The organism is Dactylosporangium sp. NPDC005572, from assembly GCF_040605515.1.
Lineage (GTDB): Bacteria > Actinomycetota > Actinomycetes > Mycobacteriales > Micromonosporaceae > Dactylosporangium.
This window is the reverse complement of sequence record NZ_JBEXCY010000240.1, coordinates 1-16497: the sequence shown is the minus strand read 5'-3', so window position 1 is coordinate 16497 and position 16497 is coordinate 1. Positions and strand designations below refer to the sequence as shown.

General features: G+C 76.4%; 12 protein-coding genes and 1 pseudogene. 6 read left to right on the top strand and 7 right to left on the bottom strand.

Going from position 1 to position 16497, the window contains the following annotated elements; translation table 11 throughout:
* On the top strand, positions 1 to 1140 hold a 1140-nt coding region (locus ABZS66_RS53280; RefSeq protein WP_354771182.1), incomplete at its 5' end, for an ATP-binding protein.
* A 48-nt stretch (positions 1141 to 1188) separates the two neighbouring features.
* On the opposite strand, the gene ABZS66_RS53275 is transcribed toward ABZS66_RS53280, so the two are convergent.
* Positions 1189 to 1653 (bottom strand): DUF2231 domain-containing protein, encoded by a 465-nt coding sequence (locus ABZS66_RS53275; RefSeq protein WP_354771180.1) that lies wholly within the window; start codon positions 1651 to 1653, stop codon positions 1189 to 1191.
* A gap of 103 nt (positions 1654 to 1756) precedes the next feature.
* Here ABZS66_RS53275 and ABZS66_RS53270 point away from each other — a divergent pair, with 103 nt between their 5' ends.
* Positions 1757 to 2431: a response regulator transcription factor gene (locus ABZS66_RS53270; protein WP_354771178.1), complete on the top strand. Its 675-nt coding sequence runs from the start codon at positions 1757 to 1759 to the stop codon at positions 2429 to 2431.
* 32 nt (positions 2432 to 2463) lie between these two features.
* Entirely contained in the window at positions 2464 to 3705 is a 1242-nt protein-coding gene (locus ABZS66_RS53265) for a HAMP domain-containing sensor histidine kinase (RefSeq protein WP_354771176.1), read from the top strand.
* 16 nt (positions 3706 to 3721) lie between these two features.
* Here the strand turns inward: ABZS66_RS53265 and ABZS66_RS53260 are convergent, their stop codons facing one another.
* The gene (locus ABZS66_RS53260) at positions 3722 to 8011 is read right to left on the bottom strand and encodes an HAD-IC family P-type ATPase (RefSeq protein ID WP_354771174.1); all 4290 of its coding nucleotides are present in this window, start codon (positions 8009 to 8011) and stop codon (positions 3722 to 3724) included.
* A 59-nt stretch (positions 8012 to 8070) separates the two neighbouring features.
* Positions 8071 to 8526: a hypothetical protein gene (locus tag ABZS66_RS53255; RefSeq protein ID WP_354771172.1), complete on the bottom strand. Its 456-nt coding sequence runs from the start codon at positions 8524 to 8526 to the stop codon at positions 8071 to 8073.
* 415 nt (positions 8527 to 8941) lie between these two features.
* Between ABZS66_RS53255 and ABZS66_RS53250 the strand changes: the two are divergent.
* From ABZS66_RS53250 to ABZS66_RS53240, 3 genes and pseudogenes are all read left to right on the top strand, one after another.
* Positions 8942 to 9307, top strand: a pseudogene (locus tag ABZS66_RS53250) (CoA-binding protein); the annotation flags it as partial.
* Positions 9308 to 9538: 231 nt separating this feature from the next.
* Positions 9539 to 10672 carry a site-2 protease family protein gene (locus ABZS66_RS53245; protein ID WP_354771170.1) on the top strand — a complete coding sequence of 378 codons (1134 nt, stop codon included), beginning with the start codon at positions 9539 to 9541 and terminating at the stop codon, positions 10670 to 10672.
* A 128-nt stretch (positions 10673 to 10800) separates the two neighbouring features.
* Positions 10801 to 11664, top strand: coding sequence for a universal stress protein (locus ABZS66_RS53240; RefSeq protein ID WP_354771184.1), 864 nt, complete (start codon positions 10801 to 10803; stop codon positions 11662 to 11664).
* A gap of 20 nt (positions 11665 to 11684) precedes the next feature.
* On the opposite strand, the gene ABZS66_RS53235 is transcribed toward ABZS66_RS53240, so the two are convergent.
* The 4 genes from ABZS66_RS53235 to ABZS66_RS53220 form a co-directional block, all read right to left on the bottom strand.
* On the bottom strand, positions 11685 to 12527 hold the full coding sequence (locus tag ABZS66_RS53235) for a universal stress protein (RefSeq protein WP_354771168.1): 843 nt from the start codon (positions 12525 to 12527) through the stop codon (positions 11685 to 11687).
* Positions 12524 to 12988 carry a CoA-binding protein gene (locus tag ABZS66_RS53230; RefSeq protein ID WP_354771166.1) on the bottom strand — a complete coding sequence of 155 codons (465 nt, stop codon included), beginning with the start codon at positions 12986 to 12988 and terminating at the stop codon, positions 12524 to 12526. Before ABZS66_RS53230 ends, ABZS66_RS53235 begins: the two co-directional genes overlap by 4 nt.
* Positions 12989 to 13019: 31 nt before the next feature.
* Complete coding sequence (locus ABZS66_RS53225; RefSeq protein WP_354771164.1) at positions 13020 to 15653, bottom strand: GNAT family N-acetyltransferase; 2634 nt, start codon at positions 15651 to 15653, stop codon at positions 13020 to 13022.
* 351 nt (positions 15654 to 16004) lie between these two features.
* A partial coding sequence (locus ABZS66_RS53220) for a CBS domain-containing protein (protein WP_354771162.1) occupies positions 16005 to 16497 on the bottom strand: 493 nt, incomplete at its 5' end.

Sequence of the window (16497 nt, the reverse complement as noted above, 5' to 3'; positions counted from 1 at the left end):
GCACTGCGGCGGGTGGCCACGATGGTCGCGGCCGGCGGGCCGCCCGCGGAGGTGTTCGCGGCGGTGACGGCGGAGCTGCACCACCTCTTCGCGGGATTCCACACCGCGCTCCTGCGCTACGAGCCGGGTGGCACCGTCACGTCCGTCTCGGAGCGCGACGAGGCCGGCCGGCTGCTGGCCGACCGGCCGAGCGTGCCGACCGACGGCGAGAACATCGTCGGCATGATCCGGCGCACCCGCCACACGGCGCGCATCGACTACGACACCGCCACCGGGCCGATCGCCGAGCGGGTGCGTGCCCGCGGCGTCCACCGCGGCGCCGGCGTGCCGATCCTGGTCGACGGCGAGCTGTGGGGCGTCACGCTCGTCATGTCGCACCAGCCGGAGCCGGTGCCCGCCGACGCCGAGGCCCGCCTGCAGGCGTTCACCGAGCTGGTGGCCACCGCCATCGCCAACGCCGAGAACCGGGCCCGGCTCGTCGCCTCCCGCGTCCGGCTGGTCACCGCGGCCGACGACGCCCGCCGGCGCATCGAGCGCGACCTGCACGACGGGGCCCAGCAGCGCATCGTCGCGCTGGCGCTGCGGCTGCGCATCGCCGAGGAGTCCGCCCTGGCCGACCGGCCGGCGGTGCGCCACCTGCTGTCCGACACCGTGCACTGCCTCAACGAGATCCACCAGAGCGTGTCCGACCTGGCCCGCGGCATCCACCCGGCGCTGCTCACCCAGGGTGGCGTGGGCCCGATGCTGCGCCGGCTCGCCCGCCGCAGCGCCGTGCCGTGCGAGCTGCGGTTGCGGGTCGACCGGCGGCTGCCGGAGCGGGTGGAGGTGGCGGTGTACTACGTGGTGTCGGAGGCGTTGACGAACATCGCGAAGCATGCCGGGGCGTCGACGGTCTGTGTGACGGTCGTCGCGGACGAGGTCCGGGTCTGGCTGGCCGTGCGGGACGACGGGACCGGCGGGGCCGACCCGGACGGCGGCACCGGCCTCGTCGGCCTGCGCGACCGGGTCGAGGCCCTGGGCGGCCGGTTCGCCGTGGTCAGCCGGCCCGCGCAGGGCACCACGCTGACCGCCGAGATCCCGCTCACCGCGCCGGACCCGCACGCCGCGCTGGCGTCGTCACCGATGATCCCCGCCGGCTGATCCGCGCCGGCTGATCCGCGCCGGCTGATCCGTGGGCTGATCGGCCGGCTACTTCCCGCCCGTGGCCGTGCTGCCGCCCCATACCGCTCGGGCGCCGGAGTCGCCGACGCGGACGACCTGGACGAGGCTGGCCAGCGCGACGAGGACGGCGACGACCGCGACCGCCGTGTGCAGCATCGGGCGCGACGGCGCGGTCGCCCGGCGCCGGTGCGTCCACACCAGCGTCACGGCGGCAGCCAGCAGCGCCAGGGCGAAGTAGATGAGGCTCTCGCCGAGCTCCGCGTGGTCGTGCGGCAGGCCCACGCGGCCGGCCAGCTGGTCGCCGGTGCTCGTGGCGACCGGGATCGCCACGGTGGCCAGGACGGCCACGGCGATCACGAGCGGCCCGAACCGGGCCCGCCAGGCCGGGCGAACCGCGATCGCGATCACCCCGGCGATGGCCAGGGGCAGCAGGACGACGACCGCATGCACCACGAGCGGGTGCAGCGGCAGGCCGTTGACGGTGTCGGGCACGGACGACTCCTCGTTTGTCTGACGTGTTGTCTGACGGTGTCGTCGTCACTCTGCCGCCCGGTTCTTGGAGCATTCTTAGTCGAACGCATGGCACGCTTGGGCCGTGGTCAACCCGCCCGCGCCCCCCAGGCTGCTGCTCGTCGAGGACGACCGTCGCCTTGCCGGGGTGCTGGAGGAACTGCTGGCCGACGAGGGCTATCTGGTCGACCTGGCGCGCGACGGGCAGCAGGGACTGCACCTCGGGCTGTCCCGCACGTACGACGTCGTCGTGGTCGACCGGCGGTTGCCGGCGATCGAAGGACTCGACCTGCTGCGCCGGCTGCGTGACCGCGGTGTCACGACGGCGGCGCTCGTGCTCACGGCCCGCGGCACGGTGGCCGACCGCGTCGAAGGGCTCGACGCCGGCGCCGAGGACTACCTGACCAAGCCGTTCGACGCCGACGAGCTGCTGGCCCGGCTGCGCGCGCTGCGCCGCCGGCACCGCGAACAGGCCGGCGTGCTGCCGATCGGCCGCCAGTGGCTCGACGTGGCGACCCGGCAGGTGCGCGACCGGTCGGGTGCCTCGGTGGCACTGTCGGACCGGGAATGTGCGCTCCTGCAGACGCTGGCCGCCCGGCCGCACCAGGTCTTCAGCCGTACCGACCTGCGCTCCCTGGTGTTCGACGCGGCCGAGAGCCCGGGGGTCGTCGACACCTACGTGCACTACCTCCGCCGGAAGCTGGGCCGGCCGGTCATCAGGACGGTTCGCGGGCTCGGCTATCAGATCGGCACCGCATGACGGGCCGCACGACCGGCCGCATGACTGGCCGCATGACTGGCAACCCCGAGGCGCGCCTGCTGCGCCGCGCCACCGCGGTGATCGCCGCGCAGGTCGCCGCCGCCGTCGGCGCCGCCGTCGTGCTCGTCAGCGTGCTGGCGTTCTCGCTGACCATCCGGGCCGAGCACCTGGCCGAGGAGCGGACCGTGCGCTCGGTCACGCTGGCCGCCGGGCCGGACCTGGCCGCCGCGGACGGCGTCGTGCTCCTGCGCCGCACCGCCGGCGGCAGCATCGAGGCGGGCAGCGGCACGCCACCGGCCATGGTGCGCATCGACCTCATGCACCTGCGGCCCGGACGCGGCAACGCCTCCGTCGGGGGCCGGCACTTCGAGGCCTACGCGGTGGACCACGCCGACGGCAGCCGCACGGTCGGGCTGCTCGACGTCACCGCCCGCGAGGAGTCCGGTGAGCGGCTCATGCGGTCGTTGCTGATCGCCGGGCTCATCGGGATCGCCGCGGCCGCCTCGCTCGGTGCCGTCCTGGGCCGGCGAGCGGTACGCCCACTGGCCCGCGCACTGTCACTGCAGCGGCGCTTCGTGGCCGACGCCAGCCACGAGCTGCGCACACCGCTGGCCGTGCTGCACACACGCGCCGAACTGCTGCAGCGGCGGCTCGGCCGCGGCGCCGACGTCGAGCGGCTGCGCACCGACGCCGCGGAGCTGGTGGCCGACACCCGAGCGCTCGGCGAGGTGGTCGAGGACCTGCTGCTGTCCGCGGAACTGTCGCACCGGCCGGCCCACGGCGTGCCCGTCGACGCCGCCGGCTTGGCCCGGGAGGTCGTCGCGTCGGTCGCGCCCCACGCGGCCGCGCAGCACGTCACGCTGCGCACCGACATCGGTGCCGGACCGATGGAGGTGACCGGGGTGCGTTCCTCGCTGCGCCGGGCCCTCGCGGCGCTGGTCGACAACGCCCTCGCCCACGTCAGCGCCGGGGGTACCGTCACGGTCACCGTCGCCCGGGTTGACGAACGCGTCCGGCTGGCGGTCGTCGACGACGGCATGGGGCTCGACCCGGCCCGGGCCACCCAGCTGCTGGCCCGCTTCGCGCGGGGCGACGACCACCCCGCCGACCGGCCGGGCCGCCGCTTCGGGCTCGGGCTGGCGCTGGTGCAGGAGGTGCTCGACGCGCACGGCGGGCAGCTGCAGGTCGACGGCAGCCCCGGGCAGGGCGCGTGCTTCACGATGATCCTCCCGGCGACCCCCGGCTCCGCCGGTCCCGCACCGGCGGAGCACTGACCCTGCCCACGGCCCGTCAGCTGGAAGGCGGCTCCGGTTCGTCCGGCGTCGCCGCCTTCGGCAGCGGCAGCGGGAGCCGCAGCGCACCGAGTGCCGTGCCGGCCGCCGTCGCGGTCAGGACGATGCTCCAGGCGAACGGTCCGAGCGGGCGGCAGCCGAAGAACTGGCTCAGGCCCGGCGTCTGCACGACGCCGACCAGGGCGGCGGTCGACACACCGGCCGCGCCGAGGACGATCGGGTCGCCGCCGGACAGCAGCGCGGTCTGGCCCAGCTGTGCGCCGACGAGCGAGGCGAGAGCCACGGTACTGGCCCGGGCGTTCGTCCCGGTCGCCTTCGCCGCCAGCCAGGCGCCCGCGGTCGCGGCCGAGGTCGCGACCGCACGGCGGACCACGTTGCCGGCCAGCAGCCGGCCCAGCGACGCCTCCGGGCCCTCCCGGACCAGCTGGTCCGGGCTGACGTGCTTCGGCGGGCGGGCCGCGACCGTGATCGCGGGCAGCAGGTCCGTCATCAGGTTGACGAACAGGATCTGCCGGGTGTTCAGCGGCGGCGTCGCCGAGGCGAGCGAGCCGCCGACGGTGAACAGGATCTCGCCGAGGTTGCCGCCGAGCAGCAGCGCCAGCGACTCGCGGACCGACGCCCACATGGCGCGGCCCTCGACCACGCCGTCGACGATCGTCTCGATCCGGCCGTCCAGCACGATGAGGTCCGCCGCCTGGCGGGCCGCCGCCGTGGCCTGCTCGCCGAGGGCGATGCCGACGTCGGCGAGCCGGATCGCCGGCGCGTCGTTGGCGCCGTCGCCGGTGACCGCCACGCTGTGCCCGGCCCGGTGCAGCGCCTCGACCACCGCGACCTTGTGGGCCGGGCTGACCCGGGCGAACACCGACGCCTTCGACACCAGGGCGTCGACGATCGCCTCGTCGCCCGCGGCGCCGTCCAGCTCCGGCCCGGTGACCACGGTGCCCCCGTCGAGCAGGCCGAGCTCGGCCGCGACCGCCGCCGCCGTGCTCGGATGGTCGCCGGTCAGCATGAGGACCCGGATGCCGGCCCGGCGCAGCAGCTCCACCGCCTCGGCCGCGCTCGGCCGGCTCGGGTCGGCCAGCCCGAGCAGGCCGAGGAACTCCATGCCGTCGACCCGCTCGTCGTCCAGCCGGCCGCGCGACGACGCCGCCCGCTCGGCGATCGCGAGCACCCGCAGGCCCTGCCGGGCCATCCGGTCGACCTCCGCCTCGATCTCCTGCCGGTGGGCCGGCGTCAGCGGGCGTACCACCCCGTCGGACCGCCAGCTCACACAGCGCGGCAGCGTGATCTCCGGCGCGCCCTTGACGCTGATCACCTGACCGGCGTCGGCCGCGCCGAGCACCGCGTGGAAGCCGCGGACCGGCTCGAACGGCAGCTCACGGACCGACCGCCAGCCGTCGGCGGCCTCGTCGGTGCCGACCCCGGCCGTCGCGGCGCCGGTCACCACGGCCTGGTCGGTCGGGTGCGGCAGCGCCCCGCCCCCGTTCGGGGCCGGGCTGGCGCGCAGCGCGGCGGCGAGGATCTCCCGGTGCCGCGGGGTGAGCCGGTCGAGCGGCAGCCGCGAGCGGCCGTCGGACACGCTGCGCAGCGCGATCCGGCCCTCGGTCAGCGTGCCCGTCTTGTCGAAGCAGATCACGTCGGCCCGGCCGAGCGCCTCCATCGACCGGGGGTCGCGGACGAGGATGTTGCGCCGCGACAGCCGGCGGCTGGCGCTGAGCTCGGCGGCGGTCGCGATGAACGGCAGCCCCTCCGGGATCGCGGCGACCGCGAGGGCCACGGCGTTGTTGACCGACTCGGCCAGCCGGCCCCGCAGCAGGCCGGCGCCGAGCAGGGCCGCCGCCGACGCGCCGGCCGCCGGCAGGGACGCCTTCGTCAGTTCGCGCAGCCGCTGCTGGACCCCGCTGCGCGGCGGTTCCCGCAGCGCGATGAGCGCGTTGCGGCCGGCCTCCGTCTGCGCGCCGGTCGCCACCACGACGCACACGGCCGATCCGGCGGCGACGGTGGTACCGGCGTACACCATGCTGGTGCGCTCGGCGATCGCCTCGGCCCGGGCGGCCGCGGTGTCCTTGGCGACCGGCACCGACTCGCCGGTGAGCGGCGACTCATCCATCTCCAGCCCGGCGGCGTCGAGGAGCCGGCCGTCCGCCGGTACCGCGTCGCCGGGCTCCAGCAGCACGACGTCGCCGGGGACCAGCTCGTCGAGGTGGCCGATCCGCTCGACGCCGGCCCGGCGCAGCCGCACCGGCGGGGTCGCCTCGTTCACCAGGCCCTGCAGCGCCCGCCGGGCCGCCACGTCCTGGATGCCCGACAGCACCGCGTTGGCCAGGATGACGGCGAGGACCAGTGCCGCGTCGCTCGTCGCCCCGGTCGCGGCCGACACGCCGGCCCCGGCGGCCAGCGGCAGCGTCAGCGGCGTGTCGAGCTCGCCCACGATGGTGCCGAGCACACCACGCCCGGTCGGCGCGTCGGTCGGCGCCCGGTCCCGCCGGCGTCGCTCGGCGTCGTCCTCGTCGAGCCCGTGCCGCGTCGTGCCCAGCGCCCGCATGACCTCGGCAACGGGCAGCGCGTGCCAGGCGACGTCGACCGCGGGCGCGGGCGGCGTACGGCGGGACAGGCCGCGCACCGCCCACATCGCGCCGACGATGTTGGCCCCCTGCGCCATGGCGGTGGCGAGCGACGTCCGCCGCGCGCCGACCTCGGCGGCCTCGGCGAGCCCCAGCACCGCGCCCGCCACCGAGCCCTGCAGCGCCACGTGGGTGCTGCGCCGGCTCACCGTCCGGGCCACGGCCGCCGCCTCCAGCAGCAGCCAGGCCGTCTCCAGGCCGGGCCCGCCCATCAGGTGGGCGCCCCAGGGCGGCCGGCGGTCCTCGTGCAGGACGCCGAAGCCGCAGTCCGCCGCGGCGAGCGCGGTGTCGTTGCGGCCACCGATCAGCACCACCACCCGCCCGTCGGCCTGCAGGGCGCGGATCGACCCGGCGAGGCGCGAGCCGCCGGGAACCGTGCCGTCCGCCGGGACCCGCCGGCGCACGTCGGCCGGCGCACCGGCCAGCAGGACCTTGCCGACCCGGCGGCCCGCCGCGATCACCGCCGCGGTCAGCGGGTCCAGCGCCTGCTCCACCAGCACGACGGCGACGACGGCGCCGCCGCGGGTGAGCGCCTGCAGCGTCCCGCGGCTCCCGTCGTGCGAGCGGGCGTCCTGCAGGACGGCGTCCGGGACCGCGTGCTCCACGTGGCGGAGCTCGGTGAGCGCCCAGTCGTCGTCCGGGCCGCCGTTCGAGCCGTTGTTCGGGCCGCCGTTCGGTCTGCCCGGCGGCTCGCCGACGAGCCGCGCGGCGGCCTCCCAGGCGGCCTCCACCGACCCCTCGACGGGCGCCACGTGCGTGATGACGCGCTGGCCGCCGGTCAGGACGCCGGCGTCGACGACGACCGTGTCGACCCGGTCGAGCCGGCGCAGCGCGGTGCGGTCGCGGACGAGCACGTCCCGGCGCGCGAGCACCCGTCCGAGGCTGCCGGCGAACGCCTCCCGCCCGGTGCTGGCGGGAACGGGCGAGCCCGCCATCAGCACCCGGGCGGCCCGGCGCAGGCCGCTGGGCAGCTGCGTCGCCGCGGCGGCAGCCAGCAGCGTCACCATGCTGACCCGGCGCGAGTACCGTTCGAGCGGCCCGTCGGGCAGCTCGGTGGGCCGCTCGCCGTCGACGCTCGCGACCCGGCTCGCGGTGGGAGTGCGGTTCACCTCGACCGCCCGGCGCTGCCAGGTGTCCCGCTGTGCCGTCATCTCCCGCAGCAGGATGCCGCGCAGGGCGGCGTCCGCGAGCAGCGAGAACTCGGCCTGGCCCGCGGCATTGATCGTCGCGCCGACGGCGGAGACGACGAGGTCGGCCTCGTGGTGGCCGAGCACCCGGCGCAGCCTCGACCGGACGCCCGGCAGGTGGTCGACGAGCGCCACGACGGCGGCGAGCTCGCGTGCCGCCGGGGGCAGCCGCAGCCGGCGGGCCACGAACGACCCGGCCGCGCCGAGGAGGTCGGCGGCCAGCGTGACCCGTTGCCGGGACTCCGCGTCCAGGCTGGAGCCGCCGTCGTCCAGGAACCTGGACTCGGCCTCCGTGACGGCTTCGAGGAGGTCGCCGACGTCGACGCCCTCGTCGTAGCTGACGATCACCCGGCCGAGCGCCGCGTTCCACGCCGCCCAGTCCACACCGCGCAGGGCCGCGACGGTCTCCTCGACCAGCCGCCCGTGCTCGGCGGTGACCAGGCCCCGCCGGGCACCGCGAATCTCGATGTGCGCCAAGCCGTCCCGCGCCCACGCTTTCCGCCGGCCGCGGGACGGCCGGGTTCCGGTTCGGGCGGTCACCCGCCGGTGGCGGCGCGGCGACGGTCGTGCGTCGCTACCCACACTCCTGCCGCGGCGGCGACGGCGACCGGCCACTCCAGGACGCCGAGGACGGCCAGGGCTCCGACACCGCCGTAGTACAGCAGCTGGCCGGGCCGGGGCTTCGGTACCGCGGCGGTGATGGTGCGGGCGGTCCACCTGACGCGCTCGACGGCCGGGCCGACGCCGGCCGCGCCCATGTGCACGACCGGTACCTTGAGGTTCGGCATCGGCACGTCCTGCCAGGTCACCAGGTCCGTCCCGGACGAGTCCGCGGCGCGTTGCGATGCCGCGGCCCGCCGCTTCTCGGCGCGCACCTGGGTCGCCTGCTCCGTGGCCTTCCGCGCCTTGGCGGGCCGCCTGGGCGCCGACTCTGCGCCGGTCGCCCGTGACTTGGGACGGCTACGGGTGCGTGTCTGTGCGGTCGTCGTCATTGGTCAGCACCTCCAAGAGGCCTTGACCTACCCGACGCGTATGCGGTCAACCCGTGGATCCGGTCGCGGATCGGGTGACCTTCAGCCGGAGTACGGCTGGGTTCAGGCCGTGGCGGCCCGGCTGAAGACACGGCGGAGCACGCCGACGATGAGCGAGATGAGCACAGCGCTGATCACTTCGACCGCGATGGCGGAGAGCAGTGCGGACACGAGGGCTTCCTTCCGGTTCGTTGCCCGCGGAAATTTAGGGTGGCAAGGTGAACGCCGGGTGAACAACTCCAGGTCATCAGGTCGCGACTCGGTGAGCCGCAGGTCCCGGATGTCCGGGACGTTTGCCATTGTGGGCGGCCCCGCGGCGGGCGAGGGTGGAAGGGAAGAGGACAGTCCGTTCGGAAACCGGTGAGAGGTGAGTCCGATGCGTACCGCGAGGGAGCTCCTTGCCGGGGCGAAGACGATCGCGGTCGTCGGTGCGTCGCGTGATCCGCTGAAGCCGGCGCACTGGGTGCCGAAGGCGTTGCAGGAGCAGGGATGGCGGATCATTCCGGTCAACCCGTTCGCGCAGCGGGTGCTCGGTGAGCACGCGTATGCGCGGCTGGCCGATATACCCGGGCCCGTGGACATCGTGGACGTCTTCCGGCCGGCCCGCGAGGCGCCCGAGCTGGTCCGGCAGGCGGCCGGCATCGGCGCCCGCGTGGTGTGGCTGCAGCCCGGCATCGTCAGCCCGCAGGCCCGCCGGCTGGCGTCCGACGCCGGCCTGGACTACGTCGAGGACCGCTGCATCGGCACGGAGCGGGCCCTGGCGCAGCTGGTGGCCGGCGGGGTGACGCCGGGTCCGGTGGTATACCGGGGCCTGTACCCGCCGCAGCCGCAGCCGGACGTCGACGCGCCGGCCCGGCGCTTTCGCATCGTCGCCGCGGCCGGGCCACCGCGCCGGGTCGGCGGACGGCGTGGCCGCCCGGTGCCGGCGGGCTCGTAGCCGCCGCGCCGGGCCGGGTGCCCGGAGGAGGTCAGCATGACGTCGAGCTTCCGGTTAGGACGCGTCGCCGGCGTCGAGGTCGGTGTGAACTGGAGCGTCCTGATCGTCTTCGTGCTGCTGGCCTGGTTGCTGGCGGCCGGGCGGCTCCCGGCCGGGTACCCGGGCCGGCCCGGGTGGGCCTACGCCGTGGCCGGGCTGTCGGCGGCGGCCGTGTTCCTGCTGGGCCTGCTCGCGCACGAGGTGTCCCACGCGGTCCTCGCGCGCCGCAACGGCCTGCAGGTGGAAGGGATCACGCTGTGGGTGTTCGGTGGCGTGGCGCGGTTGCGGGGAGAGCCGTCCACGCCCGGTGCGGACGCGCGCATCGCTGGTGTCGGCCCGCTGGTCAGCCTGCTGATCGGGGTCGGCTTCGCCGCGGTCGCGGCGGTCCTGGCCGCCGCCGGGGCCGGGCTGGCCGTGGGCACGGTGCGCTGGCTCGCCTGGATCAACGTCCTGCTGGCCGCGTTCAACCTGTTCCCGGCGGCGCCACTGGACGGCGGGCGGCTGCTGCGCGCCGGGCTGTGGAAGTGGCGCGGCGACCGCGCCTGGGCCACCGCGGCGGCCGCCCGGGCCGGCCAGGGGTTCGGCGCGGTGCTCATCGCCGTCGGCTTCGTGCAGCTGGCGTCCGGTGCGGCGTTCGGCGGACTGTGGTTGCTGCTCATCGGCTGGTTCATCGTCGCCGCCGCGGGGGCCGAGCGGCGCCAGGCCGAGCTCGGCAAGGCGCTGGCCGGCATCCGGGTGGCCGACGTCATGACGCCGGATCCCGTCACGGCGCCGGCCGACCTGACCGTCGCCGACTTCGTCGACCACGAACTGCGCGAGGCGCGGCACTCGGCGATCCCGCTCGTCGACGAGTCCGGCCCGGCCGGGCTGGTCACGCTGGCCCGGCTCAGGCGGGTACCGCCGCAGCAGCGCGCGAGCACCAGGCTGCGCGACGCGGCCTGCCCGATGAGCGAGGTGCCGGTCGCCCGTCCGGACGAGGCGATCGTCGATCTGGTGCCGCGCCTGAGCGGGAGCACGGACGGGCGGGCGCTGGTGGTCAGCGAGGGCCGGCTCGTCGGTGTCGTGTCGCCGCGTGACGTGCGCCGGGTCGTCCAGCGCGCCGCGCTGCGCCAGTCGGTCGCAGGCAGGTAGCGCCGGTGGGTGACCTGTGCGCGGACCTGCTCCGGCGGGGCTCTGCGCGGGGCATGGTTGGAGGAGCGGCTCCGGCGCGGCTCCACGAGCCGCAGACGGTGCCGCGCTCGCAGGACGGGGGCTTGCTCATGGTGCGCGAGGGTCCGGTTGTCGTGGGCGTCGACGGCAGCGCACCGTCGCTGGCCGCCACCCGGTGGGCCGCCGCGGAGGCGTCGCGTCGCCGGGTGCCGCTGCGGGTGCTGCTCGCCTACCACTGGCGCGTGCCGTGGGCGGCGTTCGCGCCGGGAACCGAGCTGGCGCACACGGCGCAGCAGCTCGCCGACGCCCAGGCGGAGGGGTTCGGCCAGGAGGCCGCGGCCGCGTCGCCCGGTGTCGAGGTCAGCACGACGGCCACGCTCGGGCGTCCCGCGGAGACGTTGCTGGCGGCCGGCGCCTCCGCCGGGCTGCTCGTCGTCGGCACCCGCGGGCGACGGACCACCACCGGTACCGTGCTCGGCTCGGTGAGCCAGCAGGTGGCCGCCCACGCCGCCTGCCCGGTCGCCGTCGTCCGGGGCCGCACCGGCCCGGCCGGGCCGGTGCTCGTCGGCTTCGACGCGTCCGAGCCGGCCCGCCAGGCACTCGAGCTCGGGTTCGTGGAGGCGGCGAGCCGGGGCTGCGACGTGCGGGCGGTGCGGGCCGTCGACACGAGCGTGGGGCCGCCGGCGATGGGCGCGCCACCACTGCTGCACGACGCGACCGAGGTCCGGCGGGTGCTGTTCGACGAGGCGGCCGCGCAGGTCGCCGCGGCTGCCGCCGGCCACCCGGGGGTCGGGTGGGACTTCGACGGTGTCGCCGGCGACGCCATCGGCGCGCTGGCCCGCCGGTCGCGGCAGGCGCAGCTGGTCGTCGTCGGCAACCGCGGGCACGGCGGGTTCGCCGGGCTGCTGCTCGGCTCGGTGAGCCTGCGGCTGCTGCACCGGGCCGACTGCCCGGTCCTGATCGCCCGCGCCTGAGGCGCGCCGCCGCCCGCCGGTCAGGACCGGCGGGCGATGAGCACGGGCGCGTCGGCGTGTTCGAGCACCTGCGACGGCACGGAGCCCAGCCCGAGGCCGGTGAAACCGCCGTGCCCGCGGGCGCCGACCACCACCATGAGCGCCTCACGCGCCTCGTCGAGCAGCGTCGGTACCGTCTCGCCGCGCACCACCCGCTGCCCCACCTCGACGGCCGGGAACTTCGCCAGCCACGGCTCGAGGTCGTCGGCGAGCTCCCGGCGGGCGGCGTCCGCCAGCCCGTCGGTGTCCGGCTGGCGCCCCCACCGGTGCGCCGGCTCCCGCCACGCCCGCACCGCGGTCAGCCCCACGCCCCGCGACGACGCCTCCGCGAACGCCAGCTCGACGGCCAGCTCGGCGGCGGCCGACCCGTCGGCGCCGACGACGACCGGCGCATGGCGGGGCAGCTGCGCCTCCGGGCCCGCCCATCGTTCCGCGTGGTGCACGACGAGCACCGGGCACTGGGCGTGCTCGGCGACCTGCCGGCTCACCGAACCGACGAGCAGCGAGCGGAACCCGCCGCGGCCGCGGCTGCCGACGACGACGAGGCTCGCGTGCCGCGACTGCTCGACGAGCATCCGGGCCGGGCTGCCGTGGGACGTCGCCGTGGTCACGTCGAGGCCGGGCTGCCAGTTGCGGGCCTCGGCGCCGGCGTCGAGGACGATGCGCTGCTCGTCGACGGATGCCTCGCCGGACTCCTCCAGCGCATGGGCGACCCGCAGCGGCTGGCCGTGGCGCACGGCCTCGTCGGCGGCCCAGCGCACCGCGCCGAACGCAGCCGACGAGCCGTCGATGCCCACGACCACCGGACGTCGGATGACGGTCATGATGCCTCCTCTGGCTCCGGGTCGATGCCGTGGTACACCCGGCAGTGCGGGCGCTCGTCGCCGCGGACCAGGTCGTGCACCGCGCGTTCCACGCCCATGCACGTGTCCTCGACGTACTCCAGGCCGGCCTCGTCGGCGATGCGGCGGGCCTCCGGGCTGACGATGCCCAGCTGGAGCCAGACGGCGCCGGCACCGATCGCCGCGGCCTGCCGGGCGATCTCCGGGACTTCCCGCGCGGGGCGGAACACCTCCACCACGTCGACGCGCTCGGGGATGTCGGCCAGCCGGCCGTAGGCGTGCTCGCCGAAGAGCCGGTCGGCGTGCGGGTTCACCGGAATCACCCGCCAGCCCTGCTCCCGCAGCATCTCCGGGACCCAGTGGGCCGGCTTCTGCGGATCGCGCGACGCGCCGACGACCGCGATGGTGCGCGCACCGGCGAGGATCTGTTCTGGCGTCCGCATGGGACTCGCCTCCCTGTGCCGATTCCTGATCTCAAGCGTGCGTCAGCTGCCGGACGTAGGTCTCCGGCTCGGCCCCGATCCGGGCCAGGCGCAGCTTCACGTCCACTGCGGTGCAGCCGCCCGGACCGGCGAGCACCGGGTTGAGGTCGAGCTCGGCGATCTCCGGGAGGTCCTCGGCCATGGCGCCCATTCGCAGCAGCAGGTCCTCCAGGGCGGCCGTGTCGACCGGCGGCAGTCCGCGGTAGCCGGTCAGCAGCGGCGCCCCGCGCAGCCCGCGCCACATGGCGGCGGCGTCGCGGTCGGTGAGCGGCAGGAGGCGCAGTGCGCGGTCGCCGAGCAGGTCGGTGTGCACGCCGCCGAGCCCGAGTATGACGAGCGAACCGAACAGCTCGTCATGGACCACGCCGGCCACGAGCTCGACCCCGGCCGGGGCCATCGGCTGCACGAGCACCTCCGGGCGGGCCTGCCCGAGCGCCAGGCCGATCCCGCGGTACGCCCGGCGGACGGCGGCCTCGTCGGACAGGCCGAGCCAGACGGCGCCGATGTCGGACCTGTGCACGATGTCGGGTGCGGCGGCCTTGACGGCGACCGGGTAGCCGGCCACGACGGCGAGCCGGACCGCCTCGTCGGCGCCGCCGGCGACGAGGGTCTCCACGACCGGCACGCCGTAGCAGGACAGCAGCGACCGGGCCACGCCGGCCGGTTGCCAGCCGTCGCCGGTCGCGAGGGCCCGCCGCACCACGGCGCGGGCGGCCTCCGCGTCGATGCCCGGCAGCACCGGGCGGTTCCCGGCGGGCTCCCGCCGCCAGGCCGCGTAGCGGGCGGCCCGGCCCAGTGCGAGCACCGCCGGCTCCGCGAGCTCGAACACCGGTGCGCGGCGGGCGCCGATGCTCGCCGGGGCGTCCGGCAACCCGACCGCGACGAGCGCGACCGGCAGGTCCGGGCAGTCGTCGACCGCCGCGGCGACGGCCGCGAGCGTCGCGGCACTGTTGTTGGCGCGGGTGGCGACGAACGTCACGACCATCAGGTCCACCTCGCCCGACCCGGCCACGGCGCGGATCGCGTCCGCCATCGCGTCCGGGCCCGCCTCGGCGCCGAGATCGACCGGGTTGGCGGTGGCCGGCCCGGGCAGCGCCCGGCGACCCGCCGGGGTGAGTGCCGGGACGGTCAGCCCGGCGGTCCCGGCGGCGTCGGCGGCCAGGACGTTGAGCCCGCCGGCGTTGCCGACGACGGCGAGCCGGCAGCCGTCCGGCAGCGGCTGGTCGACGAGCATCCGGGCGGTGTCGAGCAACTCGCCGAGCGTGTCGGTGCGGATCACCCCGGCCTGTGCGAAGAGGGCCGCCACGGCGGTGTCCGGTGTGGCCGCGGCGGCCGTGTGCGACGCGCCCGCCCGCCGGCCGCTCTCGCAGCGGCCGCTCTTGACCGCCAGCACCGGCTTGCGGCGGGCCAGCGCCCGCGCGACCCAGGCGAAGCGGCGCGGGTTGCCGAACGACTCCAGGTACAGCGCGACGGCGCGGGTGGCCGGGTCGTCGTACCAGTAGGCGAGCAGGTCGTTGCCGCTGACGTCCGCCTTGTCGCCGAGCGACACGAAGCTGGAGACACCGACGCCCCAGCGGGCGCTCGCCTGCAGGATCGCGATGCCCACCGCACCCGACTGGGAGGCCACCGCGAGCCCTCCGGCGAGCGGCGGCACCGGCGCGAACGCCGCATTGAGGCGCACCGCCGGATCCGTGTTGATCACGCCCAGGCAGTTCGGGCCAACGATCCGCATGCCGCGCCGCCGGGCCGACGCGACGAGGTCCCGCTCGGCGCCGCGGTCCAGCCCGGCGCTGAGCACCACCGCCGCACGGACGCCGGCGTCGCAGCACTGCTGCACGACGTCGGCGACCGAACCGGCCGGCACGGCGATGACGGCGAGGTCGACCGGAGCGCCGATCGAGCCCACCGTCGGGTGGGCGGCGACCTCGCACACCTGCCCGGCGTGGGGGTTCACCGCGTACAGCGCGCCGGTGTAGCCGCCGTCCCGCAGGGACGCCAGCACCTCGTGCCCGACCCCGCCGGGCGCCCGCCCGGCGCCGATGACGGCGACGGACGCCGGTGCCAGCAACGGCCGCAGCGACCGGTGTGCCGCCGTGCGGTCCCGGGCGCCGACCGCGGCCAGCGCCGCATCGTCGGGGAGGGTCGGCAGGGTGATCCGCACCGTGCCGTAGACGAACCGGTTCGTCGTACCGGGCGCGATGTCGTGACCGACCCGGAGCATGGCCGCGTTCTCCGGCAGCACGTCGCCGACGAGCTCGGCGATGCCGGCGTGCCGGGCGGCGGCCGTGAGGTGCTCCAGCAGCAGCGTGCCCAGGCCCTCGCCGTGGTGGTCGTCGGCGACGACCAGCGCGAAGTCCGCCTGGTCCCGGCCGACCCGTTCGTAGGAGGCGGCGGCGAGCACGCGGCCGTTCTCCTCGACGAGCAGACCGAGATGGTCGCCGTCCGGGGCCCTGGTGAGCCGGCGCACCTCGGCGTCCAGCGCCGCACCGGCGCAGAAGAAGCGCAGGTACCGGTTGCGCGGGGACAGCCGCTGGTGCAGCGCGAGCAGCGCGGGCGCGTCGTCGGGCCGGATGGTCCGGACGTGGACGACACGGCCGTCCATGGTGAGGCAGTCGGTGGCTTCCATCACGGCACCTCCTCCTGTCCACCCTGACCGGGCGCTGGACGAGCCGCATCGGCCGAAGGTCACGCAATGCCGGGCCAACCGCCTCCCTCATGGCCGGAGCCCGGCCGGCGGCGCGCGCCGGCCGTACAGTGGGCCGGCCCGGCGGCTGCCGTGCTGCGGAGGCGATGACCCCGGTGGAGCCACCCGCCGCCGGCCGGCCCGAGCCGATCCCACCACGGCGCGCGGCGCGACGGAACGGGATCGCCGTGCCTTCCCGCCCGGCGAGCGGTCCCGGCCGGGTCCACCAGGCCGGGTTCGGATGATCGGGCAGCAGATGCCACCCGTCCCGGCGAGCGGTGTCGGGTCGTGGCATCACCCGCCGCGGTCCCGGCCCGTGTCGTCCGTCCGGTAGGTCAGGCGGCTCACGACGTCCACCACGCCGTCGACGGCGCGCACCATGCCGGCCACGGACTCGACGAGCGAGCGGCGGTCCAGGTCGCCGTCGAGGTACACGACGCCGTGGCGGACGTCGACCGTCACCTCGGTCGGGGCGATCCACAGCAGCGTCTCCAGGACGCCCCGGACGATCTCGTGGCGGATGGCCTCGTCGGGGCGCAGGAACACCGTGAGGAGGTCCCGGCGGGAGGCGATGCCGACGAGCCGATGGTCGTCGTCCACGACGGGCACCCGCTTCACGCCGGCTGCCGCCATCATCCTGGCGGCCGCGGTCACCGGCGTGCGGGCCGCGGCGACCACCGCCGGCGCGGTCATCAGCCCGGCCGCCGTGCAGGCCGCGGCCTTCGCCCGGGCGCCGATCGCGTACTTGATGACCTCGGCGAGCGCGTGGGCCGGGTCCCGGCCGTGC

Excerpts from the sequence above, each read along its gene's own strand:
- ABZS66_RS53265 (WP_354771176.1), top strand. The coding sequence starts at position 2,464 with ATGACTGGCAACCCCGAGGCGCGCCTGCTGCGCCGCGCCACCGCGGTG.
- ABZS66_RS53255 (WP_354771172.1), bottom strand. The coding sequence starts at position 8,526 with ATGACGACGACCGCACAGACACGCACCCGTAGCCGTCCCAAGTCACGG.
- ABZS66_RS53245 (WP_354771170.1), top strand. The coding sequence starts at position 9,539 with ATGACGTCGAGCTTCCGGTTAGGACGCGTCGCCGGCGTCGAGGTCGGT.
- ABZS66_RS53240 (WP_354771184.1), top strand. The coding sequence starts at position 10,801 with ATGGTGCGCGAGGGTCCGGTTGTCGTGGGCGTCGACGGCAGCGCACCG.
- ABZS66_RS53235 (WP_354771168.1), bottom strand. The coding sequence starts at position 12,527 with ATGACCGTCATCCGACGTCCGGTGGTCGTGGGCATCGACGGCTCGTCG.
- ABZS66_RS53230 (WP_354771166.1), bottom strand. The coding sequence starts at position 12,988 with ATGCGGACGCCAGAACAGATCCTCGCCGGTGCGCGCACCATCGCGGTC.
- ABZS66_RS53225 (WP_354771164.1), bottom strand. The coding sequence starts at position 15,653 with ATGGAAGCCACCGACTGCCTCACCATGGACGGCCGTGTCGTCCACGTC.